This is a genomic window from Bacillus sp. ME78, from assembly GCF_903970865.1.
Classification (GTDB): Bacteria; Bacillota; Bacilli; order Bacillales; family Bacillaceae_G; genus Bacillus_A; species Bacillus_A cereus.
Genome location: NZ_CAJCKK010000007.1, coordinates 1 through 19,803, shown reverse-complemented (window position 1 = coordinate 19,803; position 19,803 = coordinate 1). Strand labels below are relative to the sequence as shown.

The window sequence follows — 19,803 nt, the reverse complement described above, 5'->3', positions numbered from 1 at the left end:
CAATAGTTTTTGATATATTGTTAAAAAATAGACACAAATGCACACTTTTTAAGGTGAATATCATTTGTAACTTGATTACATTGTAAACTATTTTCCAGAGAAAAACGTGATTGTGAAAATTTTAAGATAAATAAAGTTATACCAGGATATCCAAGAAATAGAAAAAAGCTATCTTATCATAAGAAAGATAGCTGAATATTTAGTATATTTAGTTTATTTCTTGTGTGACAGTTCGTGGCTGTTCAAGTGTGACAACTTTTTTATATTTAACTTGGTATAAAATGTAACAAATAATCATAAATGGAATGCCACAATAAAGAGCAATTCTTTGATCTGGAATGAAAGCCAAACTAACAAATGTAATGAAATTAAGTGAGAACGCTACGATTGGAACTAGCGGATAGAGCGGTGTACGATATTTTAAATCATTTATGTCGCCACCATTTTTCACGAAATTTCTACGGAAGAAAAACTGTGAAGCGGCGATTGACATCCACACGACAACAGCAGCCATCGCTGCAATAGATGTTAAAACTAGAAAGACAGTATCTGCCGCAAATACACTTGTTAATAAGGAAAGGCTAGCGAAAATTAGGCTGAAAATTAATGCATTTAGCGGTACACCTTTTTTAGTTAATTTCGTAAATGCTGGACTTGCCATTCCTTGTTTTGCCATCGCCCACAGCATACGAGAATTTGCGTATAGACCAGAGTTAGCAACGGATAATACAGCTGTAATAATAACGAAGTTCATAATGTCTGCTGCATATGGGACACCGGCTACATCAAATACAAGTACAAAGGGACTTTCGACTAGATTAGCCTCTTGCCACGGGAGTAAACCTACAACAACTGATATCGCTAAGACGAAGAAGAAGAGAGTTCGCCAAATTGTATTTTTGATTGCTTTTGGAATTGTTTTTTCAGGATTTTCACTTTCTCCTGAAGCGATTCCAATTAATTCTGTTCCTTGGAAGGAGTAATTTACTGTAATCATCGTAAGAAGAACAGCTAATGCACCGTTTGGAAATAGCCCGCCATTTTCAGTGAAATTATGAAGCATCGGAGCTGGCTTTCCATTAAAGTCTAGTAGACCGAACATAACAGCGCCACCAAGTACGATGAAAATAACAATTGTTGCAACTTTCACACTTGCGAACCAAAACTCTGCTTCTGCATATGCTTTTGCTGATAAAGCGTTTACGAGAAATAGCGCTGCTGCAAATGTAACGCACCAAATCCATGAAGAAACGTCTGGAAACCAGCGTTTCATTAAAATACTTACAGTTGTTAACTCTACGCCAACTGTAACAGCCCAATTTAGCCAATACATCCAACCGACAACAAATCCAAAACCAGGTGAAATGAATTTGCTTGCATAGCTTTGGAATGAACCTGCTTCTGGCATAGCAACGGATAATTCACCAAGACATAACATCGTTAAATACATAACAAATCCACCGACTAAAAATGCAAGAATAGCACCACCAGGTCCGGCATTATGGACAATTTGACCAGATCCCATAAATAGCCCGGTTCCGATAACACCACCGAGTGCAATCATAAATAGGTGTCTACTTTTCATTGTTCGTTTTAAATCTGTTTGTTCAATTTGTTGATTCATATGCCCCTCACCCCGTATTTTCTTGAATGTGTGAACTTCGTTTTATTCTGAGTTTTTAATCATTAGTGGGGGATGCAACACACACTCGGTTTATTTACTATGAAATGAATGGAGTATGTAAAAAAACGAACTATGACTAAATACTCTAAGAATGTTTGTTAACATGGTGATATCTTCACCATGTTAACAATTTTTATTTTAGCGAAATATTCTGGAAATGTATATTTATTTTTCTTTTTATTAAAAATAATTAGAATTTTTACAATTAATTCTATGAACGATAATTCACATGATCTTTCTAGCAAACTAGTAAGAAGAAGGGTACAATGATAAGAGTTGTGTCTGTAAAATAATAATTAATGGAGTTTTGTTTATAATGAAAAAGTTAAAATATCTTTTTGTTTTTGGGATTATACTTGCTGCTGCATTTTTTATAGGAAAAGATAAAATTATGCAAAAGGCGCAAGTTCTACGCTTAGAGTTTCTATCTGAAATGAAAGAAGCAGCTATGATTGAGGATGTTCCGTTTATTAAACAATTACCAGAATTACCTCGAGGATGTGAAGTGACAAGTTTAGCTATGTTGTTGCAATATAAAGGTGTACAAGTAGATAAGATGCAACTTGCTAGCGAAATTCATCGCGTTCCATTTGAACAAAATGGCGTACGGGGAAATCCTTACGAAGGGTTTGTTGGAAATATTTATACAAAGGCAGAGCCTGGATATGGTGTATATAATCAACCGATTTTTAATTTGGCAGAAAAATATGTTCCTGAAAAAGTAATTAATTTAACAGGTAGAGACATGCAAGATATATATAAAGTAATTAGTTCTGGTTCTCCGGTATGGGTCATTATTAATACGACGTTTAAGCCGCTAGCTGAAAGTAGTTTTGAAACATGGAATACGAGTTCAGGTGAAGTGAAAATTACATATTATGAGCATAGTGCAGTAGTAATTGGATATGATCAAAACTTTGTATATGTAAATGATCCTCTTAAAAATAATCCGCGTTTGGCTGTTCCGCGAGCAGAATTTGAGAAAGCTTGGGAGCAAATGGGAAAACAAGCAATTACTATTTTATAATAATGAAAAAGTCATCTTTTGGGTGGCTTTTTCTTTTTGGATTATTATTGCGGAAAATTCAGAAGATTCTTTTAAAAGTTAACAATTCACGTTATAATAACATTTAACTTGGTGAAGAAGGAGTGAAGGGGTATGGATGTTGCAAAGGAATTTGTTTTGTCAAAAAATCAGTTAGTTGAGTGGAGAAGGCATTTTCATAAGTATCCAGAGTTATCTTTTCAAGAAGAAAAAACATCGCAGTTTGTGTTCGATATACTTCGGAAATTCCCATATTTAGAAGTGTCACGGCCGACTAAATATAGTGTGATGGCAAAGTTAGTAGGTAAACATCCGGGCAAAACAGTTGCGGTTCGAGCCGATATGGATGCTCTTCCTATTCATGAAGAAAATGAGTTTAATTTTATTTCTACATATAAAGGTGTAATGCATGCATGTGGTCATGATGGACATATAGCGATATTACTTGGGGTTGTACATAAGTTAGTAGAAGAAAGAGAGAAGATTAAAGGGGAGATTCGTTTTCTATTCCAACATGCTGAAGAAAATTTCCCTGGTGGTGCAGAGGAGATGGTTGCTGCAGGTGTAATGGAAGGTGTGGATTATATTATTGGTGCTCACCTTTGGGCGTCGTTAGAGGTTGGGAAAATAGGCGTTATTTATGGTCCTGCAATGGCTGCACCAGATGTTTTTAAAATTAAGATAGAGGGAAAAGGTGGACATGCTGGAATCCCTCATGAAACGGTGGATAGTATTGCGATCGGAACACAAGTCGTTTCGCAACTTCAGCAAATTGTATCTCGCCTCACGAATCCATTAGATTCTCTCGTAATATCTGTTACACAATTTCATGCGGGGACAACTCATAATGTAATACCAGAGCAAGCGGAGATTGAAGGGACAGTGAGAAGTTTAAGACATGAATTACGAGGTGAAACAGAGAAGAAGATTGAGCGGATTGTGAAGTATATTACGGAATCTTACGGAGCGAAATATACATTTTCATATGAATATGGATATCGACCAGTTGTAAATGACTACGAAGCTACAGATCTTATTGAACAAACGGCATTACAACTTTATGGAAGGGATAGAGTTGTTCGTTTACAGCCGACGATGGCTGGAGAAGATTTTTCAGCGTTTTTACAAAAGGCACCGGGGACATTCTTTTTTATCGGAGCGGGAAATAAAGAGAAAGGTATTATATATCCTCACCATCACCCTCGTTTTACGATTGACGAAGATGCATTACCGATTGGAGTGGAAGTCTTTGTATCAGCCATTATGAATTTTATAAGTAAAGGAGAATGAGATGAAGAAAATACACATCCTAGCGCTTATTCCAGTTCTTTGTTTAGTAGTTGGGCCAATATTTGCGAATTCGGTTACTCCTTACGTATTAGGGATGCCCTTTTTATTATTTTGGGTATTATTATCAGTGTTTATTACATCTCTTTGTATGGGGCTTGTGTACGTGTTTGATCCTGCTAATAAGGAGGATGTAAAATGACTGCATTACTTATTATTATTTTATTTTTGTTTCTCGCACTATTTTTAGGGATTCGGGCACAACATGGAAAAGATATGAATTTAGAGCAATGGTCAGTTGGAGGAAGAGGGTTTGGCACTATTTTTGTTTTTCTCCTTATGGCAGGTGAAATTTATACGACGTTTACATTTTTAGGAGGAAGCGGCTGGGCATATAGTAAAGGCGCACCTACCTTTTATATTTTAGGCTATGGCGCTTTAGCTTATCTTTTATCGTATTTTTTATTACCACCGATTTGGAAGTATGCAAAAGAGCATAACCTTGTTTCGCAGTCGGATTTTTTTGCGAAGAAATACAGAAGTAAGGCGCTTGGACTTATTGTTTCAATTGTTGGTGTTGTTTCCATCATCCCATATCTTGTTTTACAGTTAAAGGGACTGGGAATTATCGTTTCAGAAGCGTCTTACGGAAGGGTATCACCTGTTGTTGCGGTTTGGATTGGTGCCATTGTTATAACTATATATGTAATGGTTTCAGGTATACACGGTTCAGCTTGGACGGCTGCTTTGAAGGATATTATGATACTGTTTATCGTTATGTTTTTAGGTATATATTTACCGTATCATTATTATGGAGGATTTCAGCCGATGTTTGAAGCTGTAGAAGCAGCGAAACCAGGATTTTTATCTTTACCTGAAGAAGGAATGAGTATTTCTTGGTTTGTTTCTACTATTATATTAACGGCCCTCGGTTTCTATATGTGGCCTCATACATTTGCTTCTGCTTTTTCTGCAAAAAATGAAAAAGTATTTCGTAAAAATGCAGCAATTATGCCATTGTATTCTTTAGTGTTACTCTTCGTATTTTTCGCAGGGTTTGCTGCTATATTGCAAGTTCCTGGGTTAAAGGGAGCGGATGTAGATCTTTCGTTAGTCCGTCTTGCTTTACAAACTTTTGATCCTTGGTTTATTGGGATTATTGGTAGTGCGGGAGTATTAACGGCATTGGTTCCAGGCTCTATGCTTGTTATGGCGGCTTCTACACTGTTAGCAAAAAATATTTATCGAACGATTGTTCCGTCTGCTTCAGATAGACAAGTTGCTAAGATGGCAAAATTATTTGTGCCTGTAGTAACGCTCGTGGCAGTTTTATTTACATTTAAAGGAGGGGAAACAATAGGAGCGCTTCTCTTAATGGGGTACAGTATCGTTACGCAACTTTTCCCTGCACTTGTATGTAGCTTGTTTCCACGCCAAATTGTTACGAAGCAAGGAGCGATTGCAGGAATGGGAGTTGGGCTGTTAGTGGTCGCATATATTACCTTATCTGGCTCAACTATAGCTACGATGTTTCCGAGTTTTCCGCAGTATATAAAAGATTTGAATGTGGGCATAGTCGCATTGTTAATTAATATGATTGTGATGTTTGTAGTTAGTGGATTTACAAAAGGTGTATTTATAAAGAAAAACACTACAATAGTAGAAAAGTAATTCGTTTATTGGAGCTATCTTTGCAAAGAGATAGCTCTTTTTTGTATATATTTTCTTCTATTAGCGGAATCTAACTAAAAACTTGTTGAAAAGGAAGTTAGGTGGGGAAATTGTTAGAGCTTGAAGGTAACTTATTTGAAGTTATGAAAGAAATTAGGGATGAGTTAGGTTCACCTAATGATTTAACAATTAGAGAAGTTGCTCTTGCTGGGAGTTTTACACGTTGTGCGGTTGTGTTTTTATGTGGATTGACAGATAAGGATAATGTTTATAAATATGTCATTCGCACACTGCAATACGAAGAAATTATAAATGAGGAAGCTGTTGTTCAAACGTTATTGGATCGTTTTATTTCTATCGCAGAAGTGGGTGTAAAGAAGAAGTTTCCAGATATTATGAATGCGATATTAGCGGGAGATACAGTTATATTAATTGATAATATTCAAACCGCTATCGTTATTAATAGTAGAGCTTGGGAGAAGAGAAGTTTAGAACCACCAGTGACAGAAGATTTAATACGCGGACCGAGAGTTGGATTAAATGAAGATATTAATGTGAATAAAATGTTAATCCGACGCGGTTTACGTGATCCAAAGTTGAGGTTCCAATCTTATATTATGGGGAAGCGATCGCAGAAAGAAGTAACCCTAGTATATATAGAGGATATTATTAATCCTCACATTGTAAAAGAGTTAGATCGCCGTCTTCAATCAATAGTGACAGATGTCGTTTTGGAAACAGGTACGATTGAACAATTAATTCAGGATAATAATTTATCCCCATTTCCACAATTTTTGAATACGGAGAGGCCTGATAATATTATAGCCTCATTAGCGAAAGGGAAGGCGGCCATTTTAGTAGATGGATCCCCGTTTGCTCTTATCGCGCCACTCGTATTTGTTGATATTTTTCAATCTGTAGAAGATCATTACGAGCGCTGGGTGATTGGAACGTTATTAAGATTTTTACGTATGGGTTCAGGTATAATTGCGGTTTTGTTACCAGCTATGTATGTAGCGCTTGTATCTTACCATCAAGGACTTATTCCTTCTAAACTGGCTTATTCAATTGCGGGTGCGAGGGAAGGTGTTCCGTTTCCAGCATATATTGAAACGTTAATGATGGCCTTGACTATGGAATTAATACGAGAAGCTGGAATCCGATTGCCGAAACCGATGGGACAAACGATAGGGATTGTAGGAGGTCTTGTAATTGGAGAAGCTGCGGTAAATGCAGGGATTGTAAATCCGTTTTTAGTTATTATTATTGCGGTTACTGCGATTGCTACGTTTTCGCTTCCTGTATATAGTATTACGATTACGTTCCGAATTTTACTTTTCGTCTTTGTATTAGCTGCAACGGCTTTTGGATTGTATGGGATCATTCTAGCTCTGATTGCACTTGCTATTCATATTACAAATTTAACAAGTGTTGGTATACCGTATACAACCCCAATTGCTCCTGCATTTTATAAAGATTGGAAAGAAGAATTTATTCGCATGCCAAAATCGATGTTGAAAGATAGACCAGAGTACTTACAAACAAAAGATTCTACAATACGTCCAAAGGAGCGAAAATAAGTGAAACCATTTGAGTATGGCGATGAAGAGATTGGATCTCGGGAAATTGGGTTTGCGGTATCATCGACCATTATTGGTATAGGGGCATTGTCTATGCCAAGAGATATCGCTAACCAAACTTTATTTTCGGACGGTTGGATTATCTTACTTTTGGGTGGATTGATTTGCGCAGTTTTAGGTTGGTTTGTGACGAGAGTAGCTATCTTATTTCCGAAACAAAATTTTGTTCAATATACGAGTGCGCATTTGACGAAGCCTGTTGCATACACAATTAGTAGTATTTTAGTATTAACGTTTGCTGCTTTGACAGCATATGAATCGCGAATGATTTCAGTTATTTCTCAAACGTATTTATTTAGTGATACACCGATACAACTACTGTCTTTCTTCTTCTTATTAGTTGTTATTTATGGAATAGCAGGATCACGAGCAGCCTTATTAAGGTTAAATGTTTTATTCTTACCTATTGTTTTAATTGCAATAGTACTTCTTTCTTTATTGAATATAAATTTAATGGAAATAAATAATTTACTACCAGCTTTTCAAACGAAAGTAAGTCAATATGCTGTTGGAGTTAAAAATTCTATTTTTACGTTTATTGGATTTGAAGTAGCTTTATTTTATGCGGTGTTGCTAAATGATAAGACAGCGAAAAAAGCGCCAATGGCAGTCGCGAAAGCGGTGATGGTAAACGTACTGTCATACATTTTAATTTATGTAACTTGTATTAGCGTTTTTACTTATATGACAACACGTGGATTGACATATCCAACAATTGAATTAGGGAAAGAAATTGAAATTGGGGGAGGATTTTTAGAAAGGTTTGATGCGATTTTTTTTACGACTTGGATTATTACAATTTATAACACTACAGCAATGTATTATGACGTCGCATCTTTATTGTTTTGTGCTATGTTTCCGAAAGTGAAGAAACATATTTTTATTTTCGTAAGTGCCCCTATTATTTTTATGGTGAATATGATACCTAGTAGTTTGAATACTTTATCAAGTTATGGGACTTATTTAGCTTGGATAGATATGGGGTTTGTTGTGTTAGCTCCTTTGCTCGTTTTAATTATATATAAAATAAAAAGAAGGAATGGTGGCAATGAAACACCTTCTTAAAATTATAATGGTTATGGCTTTAACTGGATTTATGAGTGGGTGTTCCGAGTTAGAAGAGATAGAAGAAAGAGGATTTGTAGTAGGAGCGGCTTACGATATCGTGAAGGAGAAGAAAGCGAATCCAATTATGAAAGGGACCTATCAGATGGTACTCCCTAGTAAATTGTCTCAACAGGGCGGACAAGGGGGTGGGGATAGCGAAAATTATATTAATGTTAGTGCAAAAGCAGATAGTGTATTTGAACAAATAAGAATAATCGCAAAAAAAATTAGTCGTACATTATTTTTCCCTCATATACAGGTGATTATTTTCTCTGAAGAATTACTTTCACATCCATACATTTTACAAAATACGTTAGATGTATATATTCGCGATCATGAGATGAGAAGAAATATTCGTTTGTTCGTTTCTAATAAAAATGCCGAAGCTATTTTAAAACAAAGTGCCAAGCCTGAAAATTTACCGGCGCAGTATATTGATATGTTAGCTGAACACCCTCCGAAAAATGCCCAAATGATTGAGGCTGCAAGAATTGGTGAGGTGCAGGAAAAGATGATCTCTAACCGAAGTTTTGTATTGCCTATTCTGGAACTAACAAAGCAAGGAGTACAAATGAACGGTGCAGCATTGTTTCGTGGAAAGGATAATAAGTGTGTAGGCAATTTGAGTGGGGAAGAAACATTAGGGATGAATTATATAATAGGTAAAAAAATTGGAGGTTTTTTTACCATCCGTAAAAAGAATCAACTTATTACATATGAAATTCATAAGTTACGTCGAAAAATTAAAGTATCCACAACGAATGCTACAAAACCGAAATTTAATATTCATTTATTTCTGGAAGGTACAATAGCTGAGTTGCACTTTAGTGATCATAAAAAGGTTTTGAATGAAAAGCGTTTAGAGAAGGATATATCGGAAGAAATGGAGGAGCGTATTCAAAAATCGATTAAGCTTGTTCAAAAAAAATATAAGGTAGATGTATTAGAGTTAGGGGAAGTGTATAAGAGACATAATTATAAAGAATGGACAAAAATAAGTAAGAATTGGGATCAAGGCGAAAATTACTTTAGTAATGCTGAAATTACTGTTCACGTTCATCCAACAATTGAACATTCAGGTTCAGCTTTACCGAAAAGAGTGAAATAAGGTGATGAAAGTTGTTTACTGGATTAGGAATTAGTTGCACGATATTAATGGCGGTGCTGCCGGGGGCTATTTATTTCATTCATAAAAAACTCACAACGTATGGAGCGCAGCCGTGGAATACTGATGTACAAAAAAAGAAACCTGAATGATTTTCAGGTTTCTTTCGGGCAAAGCATATGTGAAGGGGGATGCCTTCTATGTATGCTTTGTTTTATACAAGCCCTAACCAATGTACCAATTGTGTAGAGAGGAATGTAACAACAATGGCGATAACGGTAGGGATTGCAAACGATAAGAATGTCCATTTTGCACTTTTTGTTTCTTTGTATATGTTAACCAGTGTTGTTCCACACGGGAAATGAAGAAGTGAGAACAACATTGTGTTTAACGCTGTTAACCAAGTCCAACCATTTTCTAGGAATAGATTTTTAATTTGATTAAAATCATCTATTTCAGTTAAAGCCCCAGTTGATAAGTAAGACATTAATAAAATTGGGATTACAATTTCATTAGCGGGTAGTCCAAGAATGAATGCAGCTAGAATAAACCCGTCAAGTCCTAACATTTTAGCAAATGGATCTAGGAAATTTACAAAATACATAAGTAAGCTTGTGTCACCGATAAAAATATTAGCAAGTAACCAAGTTAATGCAGCTGCAGGGGCAGCAACAACTATAGCTCGTTTTAAAACGTAGATTGATTTATCGAGTGTTGCGCGAACAATTGTATTCCAAACTTTTGGCTTGCGGTACGGAGGTAACTCCAGTGTGTAGTGAGTTGGAACCCCTTTTAAGGCTGTTTTTGATAGTACCCAAGAAACAGTTAATGTCATAATAACACCAATTACAACCATTCCAACTACAACGCCAGCAGTAACCAATGTTTGCATACTGCCTGTATAACCAGCAGCCATAAATAGTGAAGCCATTAAAATTAACATAGGCCAGCGACCGTTACAAGGAACGAAGTTGTTCGTTAAAATTGCTAGCATACGTTCACGTGGTGATTCAATGATACGTGTTGACATAATGGCTGCTGCATTACAACCAAATCCCATTGCCATTGTTAAAGATTGTTTCCCGTGTGCGCCGGATCGTTTGAATAAGCGGTCCATATTAAACGCGACACGTGGTAAGTATCCGTAGTTTTCTAATAGCGCGAACATAGGGAAAAAGATTGCCATAGGTGGTAACATAACGCTAATAACAGCACCGATACCACGGAACAAACCAAGTATTAAAATGCCATGTAACCATTCAGGTGCATGCGCTGCTTGGAACCAAGATGTTAAATATCCTTCGGCCCATCCGAAGAATTCGGCAATCATATCAGATGGTACGTTAGCGCCTGCAATTGTAAGATAAAAAATAATAGATAAAATACCGAGCATAATTGGGAATCCCCAGATTGGAGATGTGAAAATTTTATCTAGTTTTTCGGAACGATATAATTTATCAGTATTTGTATATTGGACAGATTCTTTACATATGCTTGCAGATGTTCGGTAAATATCTCCGACTATATCATCTCGTATATCTTCTTTTGAAAGTGTTTGTGCATGTTGAATAATATAGTCTAATGGAAGAGCTTTACTGGCTGAGTGAGATTCCATTAATTACGACCTCCCTTACAAGTGGTTCATTATGGTGTTTTTGAAGTGTAGTTAAGAAATTTTTATCTCCATCTAATATACGTAACGCAATCCAACGTGCTGGATACGTATCACCGAACACTTTATAAATTTGTGGTTCTAATTCCTGAATCATATTTTCGATTTTTTCGCTGTAAGTAATTTTAATTGGTGTTGGAATTAGTTTTTTATTTGCTACTTTTGCAATAACATTTAGCAAATGACCAATACCTACTCGGTTACGTGCTGAAATTTTAACGACAGGTACACCAAGTGATTTTGCTAATTTCTTTTCATCGATAACAATCCCTTTTTTCTCGGCTTCATCAATTAAGTTAATGCAAATGACTACATTATTTGTCATCTCCATCACCTGGAGTGCTAAATTTAAATTTCTTTCCATAGCAGTTGCGTCTATGACAACTACAGTTACTTCTGGTTTTTCGAATATAATATAATCCCTCGCTACTTCTTCGTCTGCGGAATTTGAGTATAGTGAGTAAGTTCCAGGTAAATCTATTAATGTATAATTACTTCCGTTATGTTCATATTCTCCTTCAGCTTTTAAAACAGTTTTTCCCGTCCAGTTTCCAGTATGTTGTTTTAAACCTGTTAAAGTATTAAATAATGTACTTTTCCCGGTATTCGGGTTACCAGCTAAAGCAATACGATGTTTGCTCATCTGAAATCATCTCCTATTAATACCCCGAAAATAAGGGAGCTTTCTTCTTTGCGCAGTGCAATAGTTGTGTTGCTCACTTGATAAGCGACCGGATCTCCAAGTGGACTGCGTTGCAATACTTTAATCGTTGCCCCTGGGATAAATCCCAAATCTAATAAACGTCGTTTCATAGTTCCTTCTAATTGTATCTTCTCAATTTGTACAAACTCCCCTGTTTTAAACTCGGAAAGGGGTTTAGTATTAGCCGATACCATAAAAGTTACCTCTTCTCTATATTTTTAGTGTTAGTTTAAAAAGTTTCCTTAGGTAAACTTTTTGTTAGTAATATAGTAGACTACATTGGATGATGCTGTCAATTAGTACTTTAAAAATATTCATTTAATTTTAGAATTGTTCCAATTTATTTAGTTGTACTAAAAAATATTACTGAAATTCTTTTTAATGTGCATAAATTAGGCGTGAAAAAGTTACAAAATACAGCGGAATTGTAAATGTAACTTTAACTAAAAGGGAAAAAGAGAGAAAAACATTTACATTGAATTTACATTGTTAAGAATAAATTTACATTACAGCATAGTTAGTGTGGTTTTTGTTTGCTTCTTTAACTACAAATGTTGGGATTCCTAGCTTTTGAGGATGATTATCGTCATTTACTTAAAATTAAAAATTGCTTAACACTCACATAATATTGTTGTCCTACAATGAATTTGTGTTCGAAAGAAAATGAATTCGAAAAGTGATAATCCAAATGGGGGTACAAGACATGGTTATGAAAAAAGGTATTAAATTTTCTTTAGCAGCTTTAGTGGTAGCAGGAGCATTAGTTGGGTGTGGGAAAGCAGAAGATACAACTAGTAAAGAAACTGCTAAAGGAAGCGATAATACAAAACAAGAATTATCAGGTACGATTGCAGCAGCTGGTTCTACAGCTCTTCTACCTCTTGCGGAGGAAGCTGGAAAGAAATTCATGGAGAAAAATTCAAAAGTTTCTATTCAAGTTCAAGGTGGCGGTAGTGGAACTGGGATTAACCAAGTAGCATCTGGTGCAGTACAAATTGGTAATTCAGATGTTCCGTCTGGAGATAAAATAAAAGATGCTGAAAAGGCGAAAGAATTAGTAGATAACAAGGTAGCGGGTATTGCATTCGCTCTTGTCGTAAATAAAGATGTAAAAGTTGATAACTTAACAGTGCAACAAGTACAAGATATCTTCACTGGAAAAGTAACAAACTGGAAAGAAGTAGGCGGAAAAGATGAAAAAATCAACGTAATTAATCGTCCGGCTTCATCTGGTACACGTGCTACATTTGAAAAAACGATTATGAAAGACGCGAAAATTAATGATGGAACTGGTACAACACAAGATTCTAACGGTGCAGTAGAGCAAGCTATCAATTCTACTCCAGGTTCAGTAAGCTATTTAGCGATGTCTTACATGGTTGGAGATAAAAAAGGTGCACTACAAACAGTGAAAATTGATGGTGCTGAACCGAAAGTTGAAAACATTGCGTCTGGTAAATATCCATTCTGGTCTTACGAGTATATGGTAACAAAAGGTGAAGCGAAAGAAGCAACAAAAGCTTACATCGATTATGTAAAAGGTAAAGACTTTGAAAAGCAAGTAGAAGATATGGGCTACATTCCAATGTCTAAATTAAATAAGTAATAAAGTTTTATGGGGCTGGCTGCAAGGCCAGTCCTGTTCATTTCAATCTGTGAAGTGGGGTCTGTCCTGTGATGAAGGGGAAAAAACAAATTAATTACGTAAAAAGTGAATATATAGGAAGATCACTTGTTACGTTTTGTGGTATTTTTATTGTTTTAATTACATTAGCTATTATTGCGTTTATTTGTGGTAAAGGTATTCAATCTTTTACACAAAGTGGTATCTCGTTTACTGAGATGTTAACATCGACAAAATGGAATCCAAATGCTGATCAAGGATCCTTCGGGGCTTTAATTTTCATTGTAGGTTCAACGGTGGTTTCGTTAGGTGCGGTTATTATTAGTGCACCAATTGCTATAGCTCTTGCTATATTCATGAATTTAATTTCGCCAAAGTTTGGAAATAAAGTGTTGAAGCCTGTTCTAGAATTGTTAGTTGGTATTCCTTCGGTTGTATACGGATTATTAGGTGTTACGATTTTAGTACCACTATTACGTGATTCGTTTGGGGGAGTAGGCTTTAGTTTAATTGCAGGTATTGTTGTATTAAGTATTATGATTTTACCTACTATTGCTAGTATCGCTTCTGATGCAATACGTTCTGTTCCATTTGATTATTTAGAAGCTTCTTATGGTCTAGGATCAACGAAATGGCAAGCGATTAGCCGAGTGATTGTTCCTGCTGCGAAAAAAGGGATTTTAACAGGTGTTGTTTTAGGCTTAGCGCGTGCTTTCGGTGAAGCGTTAGCGGTTCAAATGGTAATCGGGAATACGATTAAATTACCAGAAGGAATATATAGTCCGACAGCGACGTTAACTGGTATTTTAACAATGGACATGACGAATACATTGAACGGAACTGCTTGGAACAATGCGCTATGGACTTTAGCGATGATTTTACTTGTTATTTCATTCCTGTTTATTTTAGTAATTCGAGCGATTGGGCAAAGAGGTGAGCGATAATAATGAATGCAAGAACGGTAAATAAAGTTTGGACAGGTATCTTTTATGCGGTTGCGGCTTTAGTTGTAGCTTTGCTAGTGTTCTTAGTATTTGAGATTTTACAAAAGGGATGGGGATTTTGGGATCCTAATTTCTTGTTTGGAGAACCAAGCAATACAAGAGCTGGTGGTGGGATTGGTCCGCAGTTATTCAATTCCTTCTACATGCTTGTTATAACGCTTATTATATCTATTCCTCTTGGATTAGGTGCTGGAATATATTTAGCAGAGTACGCAAAACAAGGACGTTTTTTAAATTTTGTTCGTCTATGTATAGAGACGATGGCGTCTTTACCTTCTATTGTTGTTGGTTTATTTGGTTTGTTAGTGTTCGTTACAATGACAGGTTGGGGATACACAGTAATGGGTGGTGCTCTTGCTTTAACTATTTTAAATTTACCAGGTTTAACGCGTGTTTGTGAAAATGCGATTTCAGAAGTTCCTCATAATGTAAAAGAGGCAAGTCTTGGATTAGGTGCAACGAAGTGGCAAACAATCGCTCGTATTATTATCCCATCGTCATTACCACAAATTATTACAGGGATTATTTTAGCGGCGGGTCGTATATTTGGGGAAGCGGCAGCATTAATTTACACAGCGGGTTTAACATCCCCGATTTTAAATTCAGCAGCGGATTTCTCGAGCCCTGCGCATCCTTTAAATCCGTTTAGACCAGCTGAAACATTAGCGGTTCACATTTGGAAATTAAATTCTGAAGGAGTTATTCCAGATGCGAAGTTGATTGCGACAAAATCTGCAGCTGTATTAATCATTATGGTATTACTATTCAATGTTATTTCACGCTTGATAGCGTCTATATTACACAAGCGCTTTACAGGAACGAAAAGAAAAAGTAAAACAACGAAAAAGGTAAAAGCGGCATAAATTATAAAGAAGAACTCTCTATTTATAGGTAGGGGGTTCTTTTGTATTTTAATATAGAAGGAATGGATGTAATGATTGTTGAATTTGTAATTAATTATATAGACGAACAGATGTAATTTAGAGAGGAGTTTTAATTTGTTTTTTCTGCAAATGTCAGGTTTTCCTGGGTCAGGAAAATCGACAGTTTCTAAGTATATAGCGAAATTAACAGGTGCTGTAATTATAGATCATGATGTTTTGAAATCCGCGTTGTTAAAATCATTAAAAGTAAAAGGAATTGAATCAACGATTGTTGGTGGGCTTGCGTATGATGCCGAATGGGTATTGATTGATTCTTATTTAGAACAAGGGCATAGTGTTATATTGGATAGTCCGTGTTTATATGAGGGAATGGTTGAATAAGGAATTAAATTATCAACTAAACATGGTGTGAAATATAAATATATTGAGTGTTATCTTAATGATATGGAAGAGATTAATAGGAGACTGCAAACACGTAAGCGTATGATCAGTCAAATTGAAAAGGTGGAGTCGGAAGTAGGTTTTGAAAAGTGGTTAAATGGTAGTCAAAGACCTTTAAATAATGAATACCTTATTGTGGATTCTAGTAAACCTATAGAGCAATATGTGGAAAAAATGATGGATTATATGACTAAGTAGAGAAAAGACGTTATCTTCATTTGTGAAGATAACGTCTTTTATTTTTAAATATCAGGTGTTTCTGTAGAAGTGCTTATTTTCCTACGGGAGCGTCTTTTTCTCCCGATTTTATCTAATAGTTCATACATAACTGGAACGACTACTAATGTAAGAACAGTTGAGACTGCCAAACCGCCGATGACAACGACGGCTAAACTTTTTGATACCATACTTCCTGCTTGGGATTGGCCAAATAGGAGTGGGAGCATAGCAACGATTGTTGTAATAGCTGTCATAATAATTGGGCGTAGTCTAGTAGAACCTGCTTCAAGTAAGGCTTCTCTAGTTTCCATTCCGTGTTCCCGATTTTGTTGGACTCTTTCTATTAATACAATAGCGTTTGTAACAACAATCCCGATTAACATTAATGCGCCAATCAAGGAATTTACATCAACAGGTGTTCTTGAGATGATTAATCCTAAAATACCACCGACAGCAGCTAACGGTAAGGAGAATAGGATTGCAAAAGGAGCGCGTGCTTGGCCGAAGGTGATAACCATAATTAAATATACAATCCCGATTGCAATCCCCATAATTTTGAATAAATCTGTAAAATTCTCTTGCATAGATTCAGTAGCTCCTGCGATATTTACTTTTGAACCGCTAGGTAAATCTAAGTCGGTTATCGCTTTATTTACTGCTGTGTTTACTTTACTCAAATCTTCATTTGAAGCTTCGGCGGTAATTTGAATTGTTTCTTTTCCGTCTTTATGGAAAATTTCTGTTTGCGTTTGTTTTTCTGAAATAGTTGCGATGTCTTTTAAAGGAATTGGTCCATTAGTAGGTGATAGTATGTTTATATTTAAAATATCTTCTTGTTTACTAATGTTTTCCTTTTTATGTTCTATCATAATAGTAGTTTTTTCATTATTAATTGTAATTTCGCCAATAGGTGACTTCTTCATAAGGAATGCTACTTGTTGCGCAGCTATTTCTGGTGTTAAACCTAGTTGTTCAGCCTTTGTTTGATCAATATGAATTTGCCATTCTTTCTTAGAGTCTTCTAAATTCGTTTTTACTTTAGAAAGATCATCCATGCTTTTTAGTTTTGTTTCGACGATAGTAGCCGCCTCTTTTAAATCCGCTTCGTTAGTAGCTGTTACGTTAAATTGTAAGTTGTTGCCGCCGCCAGAGCTTGAATAACTTGTTTTTATATAATCAAGTTCAGCAGGCTCAAAAGTTTTATTTTCCTTTTTTAACTCTTTAATATATTGATCAATATCAGAACCTTTTTTAAAGACTACAAATATACTAGCAAGGTTATTTTTAGTTGTTTGCCCCCATTGTGCATCTTCTGCGCTAGATCCCATTCGTAAAATAACGTCTGTTACATCTGAATTAGAAAGTAATTTCTTTTCGAAATCAAATGCTTTTTGTTTTTGAGCTTCAGTATTATAATCGGCTGGAAATGTCATGTTAATAGATAACATTGTGTCGTCCTCAGATTTTATGTTTGCTTTCGGTAGTAATATATAGGCTGCAATTGATCCTGCAAATAATAAAAATGCAGTAAGTAGAATAATGAATTTATGAGAAAGAGACCACTTTAACGTAGCGACATATCGTGATGAAGAACTTGGCTTTCGATGCTTTGTTTTTTTGAGTAGTAAAAAAGCCATAAGTGGAACGACTGTGAGTGCAACGATTAAGGATGATAGAATAGAATATACAACTGCTAATACCATAGGTAACATTAATTTTCCGATTGCTCCCGATACGAGGCCGATAGGTAAAAAAACAGCGACCGTTGTTAAAGTAGAAGAAGTAATTGCGACGGCAACTTCTTTCGTTGCATCAAGAATAATATTTTTAGAGAAAGAATCTTTTTGTAAACGGCGGAAAATATTCTCGATGACAACGATACTATCATCGACGAGACGTCCAACCGCAACAGCTAAACCACCAAGGGTTAAAATGTTAAGTGTGATGTTAGATTGATGTAGTAAAAAGAGTGTTAATAAAATAGATAATGGAATACTGACAACAGCGATGAGTGTTGTTCGGAAGTTACGTAAAAAGATTAAGATAATTAGAGTTGCAGCGATTGCTCCAAGTATTACTTCTTTTCCCATGCTAGTAACAGCATTTTCAACTTGTTCATGGGTTGAGGCCAAAAGTTTAATGGAAAACTGATCTTTATATTCCTTATTTATCTCTTTAACTTTTTTATCAATCTCTTTTCCGATTGCAACTGCATTTTTGCTCGGTTCTTTCATGATGATTAATCCAGTGCCTTCTTCGCCGTTTATATGTGAGATTGTATCGTAGTGTTGTTTGATTTCGATTTGAGCAATGTCTTGCAATTTCACTTGGGGTACCACAGTGATGTTTTTAATGTCATTTACATTTTTTATGTCCCCAATGACGCGAAGGTTGTATTCTTCCTGATTAACAGTAATTGCCCCAGCTGGAGTAGAAGTTTCTTTTCCTTGTAAAACAGTGAGTACCTGCTGTGATGTTACGTTTTTGTTTTTTAATTGGTTCGGATCAAGTACGATAGATAATTCAGAGGTGGATTTTCCGAAAAACATAACATTAGCAACACCATCAATGTTTTCGAGTTGTGGTACGATTTCTTTTTCAATTTGTTTTTCATCTGCTTTTGAAAACCCGTTTTGTTTCTGGATAGTAATTTGGGCGAGTGGAATCATAGAAGTGTTTAGTTGACTAACTACGGGCTTGGTTACATCTTTAGGTAATTTAATTGTATTGACGGCTTTTTCGACTTCGCGTGCTGCATCTTTCATGTTTGCTTTTGATGTATACGCAATGTCGATACGTGATAATCCCTCGTATGTAGAAGAAGTAATGGTGTCGACGTGTTCTAAATTGCGAAATTGTTTTTCGAGAGGATCAGTTATATCCTTTGTCATCGTTTCAGCGTCGAGTCCTTGAGATAAGGTTGTGACGGTAATTGCTGGATTGTCGATACTTGGTAAAAATTCCATAGGTAATTTAGAGCCGGAATAAACACCGAGTATGGAAATGAGAAAAATCATGATGATAATGGCAGCTCGGTTTTTTAATGAAAACTTTGTTAACCTATCCATAAAATAATTCCTCCATTGGTTTATTTATAGTTGAGTACATCCTTTCTTACTATATAACAAAAAATGGATATTTTTCATTAATTAAATGTAAAAAAATTCTAACAATATTCTTAAGTTTATATTTGCATTGGAATTGTTTAATGTGGATGGGATTTTTTCTTACGGCTAAGTTATATCGTTATTCTATAGAAGGATAATTATTATAAACTTTAATATAGAAGAGAATGAAAACCTGGGAAGGTATTGTGAAATGCAATTTGGTTGAATGAAGTGTAGTAGTATACAATCAGAATAACTATTTTTAGTAGGAAGGATAATAATTCTTTCTATAGAAGAAAGTAGGATAGATAATTTTTTTTTTGTTTTTTATAAAAAACACTTGTTATTTAAAAATCATGATGGTATATTAATAAACGTCGCTGATGCGGAAACGCAGAAAACGACAAAAAAGAAATTTAAAAACTTAGTTGACATCAAAAAATGAAGATGTTAATATGATGAAGTCGCTTCTGAAGCGGCGGACAAGTTCTTTGAAAACTGAACGAAACAAACAACGTGAAACGTCAATTTTTATTTTTAGATGCTAGACAAACTAACTTTATTGGAGAGTTTGATCCTGGCTCAGGATGAACGCTGGCGGCGTGCCTAA

General features: G+C 35.6%; 16 protein-coding genes and 1 pseudogene. 12 read left to right on the top strand and 5 right to left on the bottom strand.

The genetic code is table 11. From position 1 onward, the window contains the following. Positions 1-208 precede the first annotated feature (208 nt). A complete protein-coding gene (locus tag H6481_RS10650; protein ID WP_023521196.1) occupies positions 209-1,624 on the bottom strand; it encodes an amino acid permease in 1,416 nt (471 codons plus the stop codon). Positions 1,625-2,000: 376 nt separating this feature from the next. Between H6481_RS10650 and H6481_RS10645 the strand changes: the two genes are divergently transcribed. The 8 genes from H6481_RS10645 to H6481_RS10610 all read left to right on the top strand — a co-directional run bounded on the left by H6481_RS10645 (position 2,001) and on the right by H6481_RS10610 (position 9,691). Continuing rightward, positions 2,001-2,711 (top strand): C39 family peptidase, encoded by a 711-nt coding sequence (locus H6481_RS10645; RefSeq protein ID WP_000734491.1) that lies wholly within the window; start codon positions 2,001-2,003, stop codon positions 2,709-2,711. Between the two features lie 132 nt (positions 2,712-2,843). Further along, positions 2,844-4,019, top strand: a complete 1,176-nt coding sequence (locus tag H6481_RS10640) for an amidohydrolase (protein ID WP_000382087.1) — start codon at positions 2,844-2,846, stop codon at positions 4,017-4,019. Position 4,020: 1 nt separating this feature from the next. Next, the gene (locus H6481_RS10635; protein ID WP_000719836.1) at positions 4,021-4,218 is read left to right on the top strand and encodes a DUF3311 domain-containing protein; all 198 of its coding nucleotides are present in this window, start codon (positions 4,021-4,023) and stop codon (positions 4,216-4,218) included. Then, the gene (locus H6481_RS10630; RefSeq protein WP_063546480.1) at positions 4,215-5,687 is read left to right on the top strand and encodes a sodium:solute symporter; all 1,473 of its coding nucleotides are present in this window, start codon (positions 4,215-4,217) and stop codon (positions 5,685-5,687) included. Before H6481_RS10635 ends, H6481_RS10630 begins: the two co-directional genes overlap by 4 nt. A 101-nt stretch (positions 5,688-5,788) precedes the next feature. After that, positions 5,789-7,267, top strand: coding sequence for a spore germination protein GerLA (gene gerLA / locus H6481_RS10625; protein WP_003269520.1), 1,479 nt, complete (start codon positions 5,789-5,791; stop codon positions 7,265-7,267). Then, on the top strand, positions 7,268-8,392 hold the full coding sequence (gene gerLB, locus H6481_RS10620) for a spore germination protein GerLB (RefSeq protein WP_000802006.1): 1,125 nt from the start codon (positions 7,268-7,270) through the stop codon (positions 8,390-8,392). Beyond that, positions 8,376-9,542 (top strand): spore germination protein GerLC, encoded by a 1,167-nt coding sequence (gene gerLC / locus H6481_RS10615; protein ID WP_023521200.1) that lies wholly within the window; start codon positions 8,376-8,378, stop codon positions 9,540-9,542. The genes gerLB and gerLC overlap by 17 nt, the downstream gene beginning before the upstream one ends. 11 nt (positions 9,543-9,553) lie before the next feature. Beyond that, on the top strand, positions 9,554-9,691 hold the full coding sequence (locus tag H6481_RS10610; RefSeq protein WP_000493991.1) for a hypothetical protein: 138 nt from the start codon (positions 9,554-9,556) through the stop codon (positions 9,689-9,691). Positions 9,692-9,753: 62 nt separating this feature from the next. On the opposite strand, the gene H6481_RS10605 is transcribed toward H6481_RS10610, so the two are convergent. From H6481_RS10605 to H6481_RS10595, 3 genes are read right to left on the bottom strand one after another with little or no spacing between them, the layout of a single operon-like run. Continuing rightward, on the bottom strand, positions 9,754-11,154 hold the full coding sequence (locus H6481_RS10605; RefSeq protein ID WP_000443602.1) for a nucleoside recognition domain-containing protein: 1,401 nt from the start codon (positions 11,152-11,154) through the stop codon (positions 9,754-9,756). After that, positions 11,132-11,854, bottom strand: a complete 723-nt coding sequence (locus tag H6481_RS10600) for a FeoB small GTPase domain-containing protein (RefSeq protein WP_000033865.1) — start codon at positions 11,852-11,854, stop codon at positions 11,132-11,134. The genes H6481_RS10605 and H6481_RS10600 overlap by 23 nt, the downstream gene beginning before the upstream one ends. Then, positions 11,851-12,108, bottom strand: coding sequence for a FeoA family protein (locus H6481_RS10595; RefSeq protein ID WP_000252989.1), 258 nt, complete (start codon positions 12,106-12,108; stop codon positions 11,851-11,853). The genes H6481_RS10600 and H6481_RS10595 overlap by 4 nt, the downstream gene beginning before the upstream one ends. Positions 12,109-12,617: 509 nt before the next feature. On the opposite strand from H6481_RS10595, the gene H6481_RS10590 reads away from it, so the two are divergent. From H6481_RS10590 to H6481_RS10575, 4 genes and pseudogenes are all read left to right on the top strand, one after another. After that, complete coding sequence (locus tag H6481_RS10590; RefSeq protein WP_000245112.1) at positions 12,618-13,520, top strand: phosphate ABC transporter substrate-binding protein PstS family protein; 903 nt, start codon at positions 12,618-12,620, stop codon at positions 13,518-13,520. 71 nt (positions 13,521-13,591) lie between these two features. Then, positions 13,592-14,482: a phosphate ABC transporter permease subunit PstC gene (gene pstC, locus H6481_RS10585; protein ID WP_000676676.1), complete on the top strand. Its 891-nt coding sequence runs from the start codon at positions 13,592-13,594 to the stop codon at positions 14,480-14,482. A 2-nt stretch (positions 14,483-14,484) separates the two neighbouring features. Continuing rightward, positions 14,485-15,405 carry a phosphate ABC transporter permease PstA gene (pstA, locus tag H6481_RS10580; RefSeq protein WP_098919687.1) on the top strand — a complete coding sequence of 307 codons (921 nt, stop codon included), beginning with the start codon at positions 14,485-14,487 and terminating at the stop codon, positions 15,403-15,405. Between the two features lie 135 nt (positions 15,406-15,540). Further along, a pseudogene (locus H6481_RS10575) lies at positions 15,541-16,065 on the top strand (AAA family ATPase). Between the two features lie 44 nt (positions 16,066-16,109). Here the strand turns inward: H6481_RS10575 and H6481_RS10570 are convergent. After that, positions 16,110-19,154 carry an efflux RND transporter permease subunit gene (locus H6481_RS10570; RefSeq protein ID WP_071732204.1) on the bottom strand — a complete coding sequence of 1,015 codons (3,045 nt, stop codon included), beginning with the start codon at positions 19,152-19,154 and terminating at the stop codon, positions 16,110-16,112. Between the last annotated feature and the right edge of the window lie 649 nt (positions 19,155-19,803).

Bases quoted from the DNA above. Each gene is read 5' to 3' on its own strand.
- H6481_RS10630 (WP_063546480.1), top strand. From the start codon at position 4,215: ATGACTGCATTACTTATTATTATTTTATTTTTGTTTCTCGCACTATTT.
- H6481_RS10640 (WP_000382087.1), top strand. From the start codon at position 2,844: ATGGATGTTGCAAAGGAATTTGTTTTGTCAAAAAATCAGTTAGTTGAG.
- H6481_RS10635 (WP_000719836.1), top strand. From the start codon at position 4,021: ATGAAGAAAATACACATCCTAGCGCTTATTCCAGTTCTTTGTTTAGTA.
- H6481_RS10590 (WP_000245112.1), top strand. From the start codon at position 12,618: ATGGTTATGAAAAAAGGTATTAAATTTTCTTTAGCAGCTTTAGTGGTA.
- H6481_RS10605 (WP_000443602.1), bottom strand. From the start codon at position 11,154: ATGGAATCTCACTCAGCCAGTAAAGCTCTTCCATTAGACTATATTATT.
- pstA (WP_098919687.1), top strand. From the start codon at position 14,485: ATGAATGCAAGAACGGTAAATAAAGTTTGGACAGGTATCTTTTATGCG.
- H6481_RS10645 (WP_000734491.1), top strand. From the start codon at position 2,001: ATGAAAAAGTTAAAATATCTTTTTGTTTTTGGGATTATACTTGCTGCT.
- H6481_RS10570 (WP_071732204.1), bottom strand. From the start codon at position 19,154: ATGGATAGGTTAACAAAGTTTTCATTAAAAAACCGAGCTGCCATTATC.
- H6481_RS10595 (WP_000252989.1), bottom strand. From the start codon at position 12,108: ATGGTATCGGCTAATACTAAACCCCTTTCCGAGTTTAAAACAGGGGAG.
- gerLC (WP_023521200.1), top strand. From the start codon at position 8,376: ATGAAACACCTTCTTAAAATTATAATGGTTATGGCTTTAACTGGATTT.
- pstC (WP_000676676.1), top strand. From the start codon at position 13,592: ATGAAGGGGAAAAAACAAATTAATTACGTAAAAAGTGAATATATAGGA.
- H6481_RS10650 (WP_023521196.1), bottom strand. From the start codon at position 1,624: ATGAATCAACAAATTGAACAAACAGATTTAAAACGAACAATGAAAAGT.
- H6481_RS10600 (WP_000033865.1), bottom strand. From the start codon at position 11,854: ATGAGCAAACATCGTATTGCTTTAGCTGGTAACCCGAATACCGGGAAA.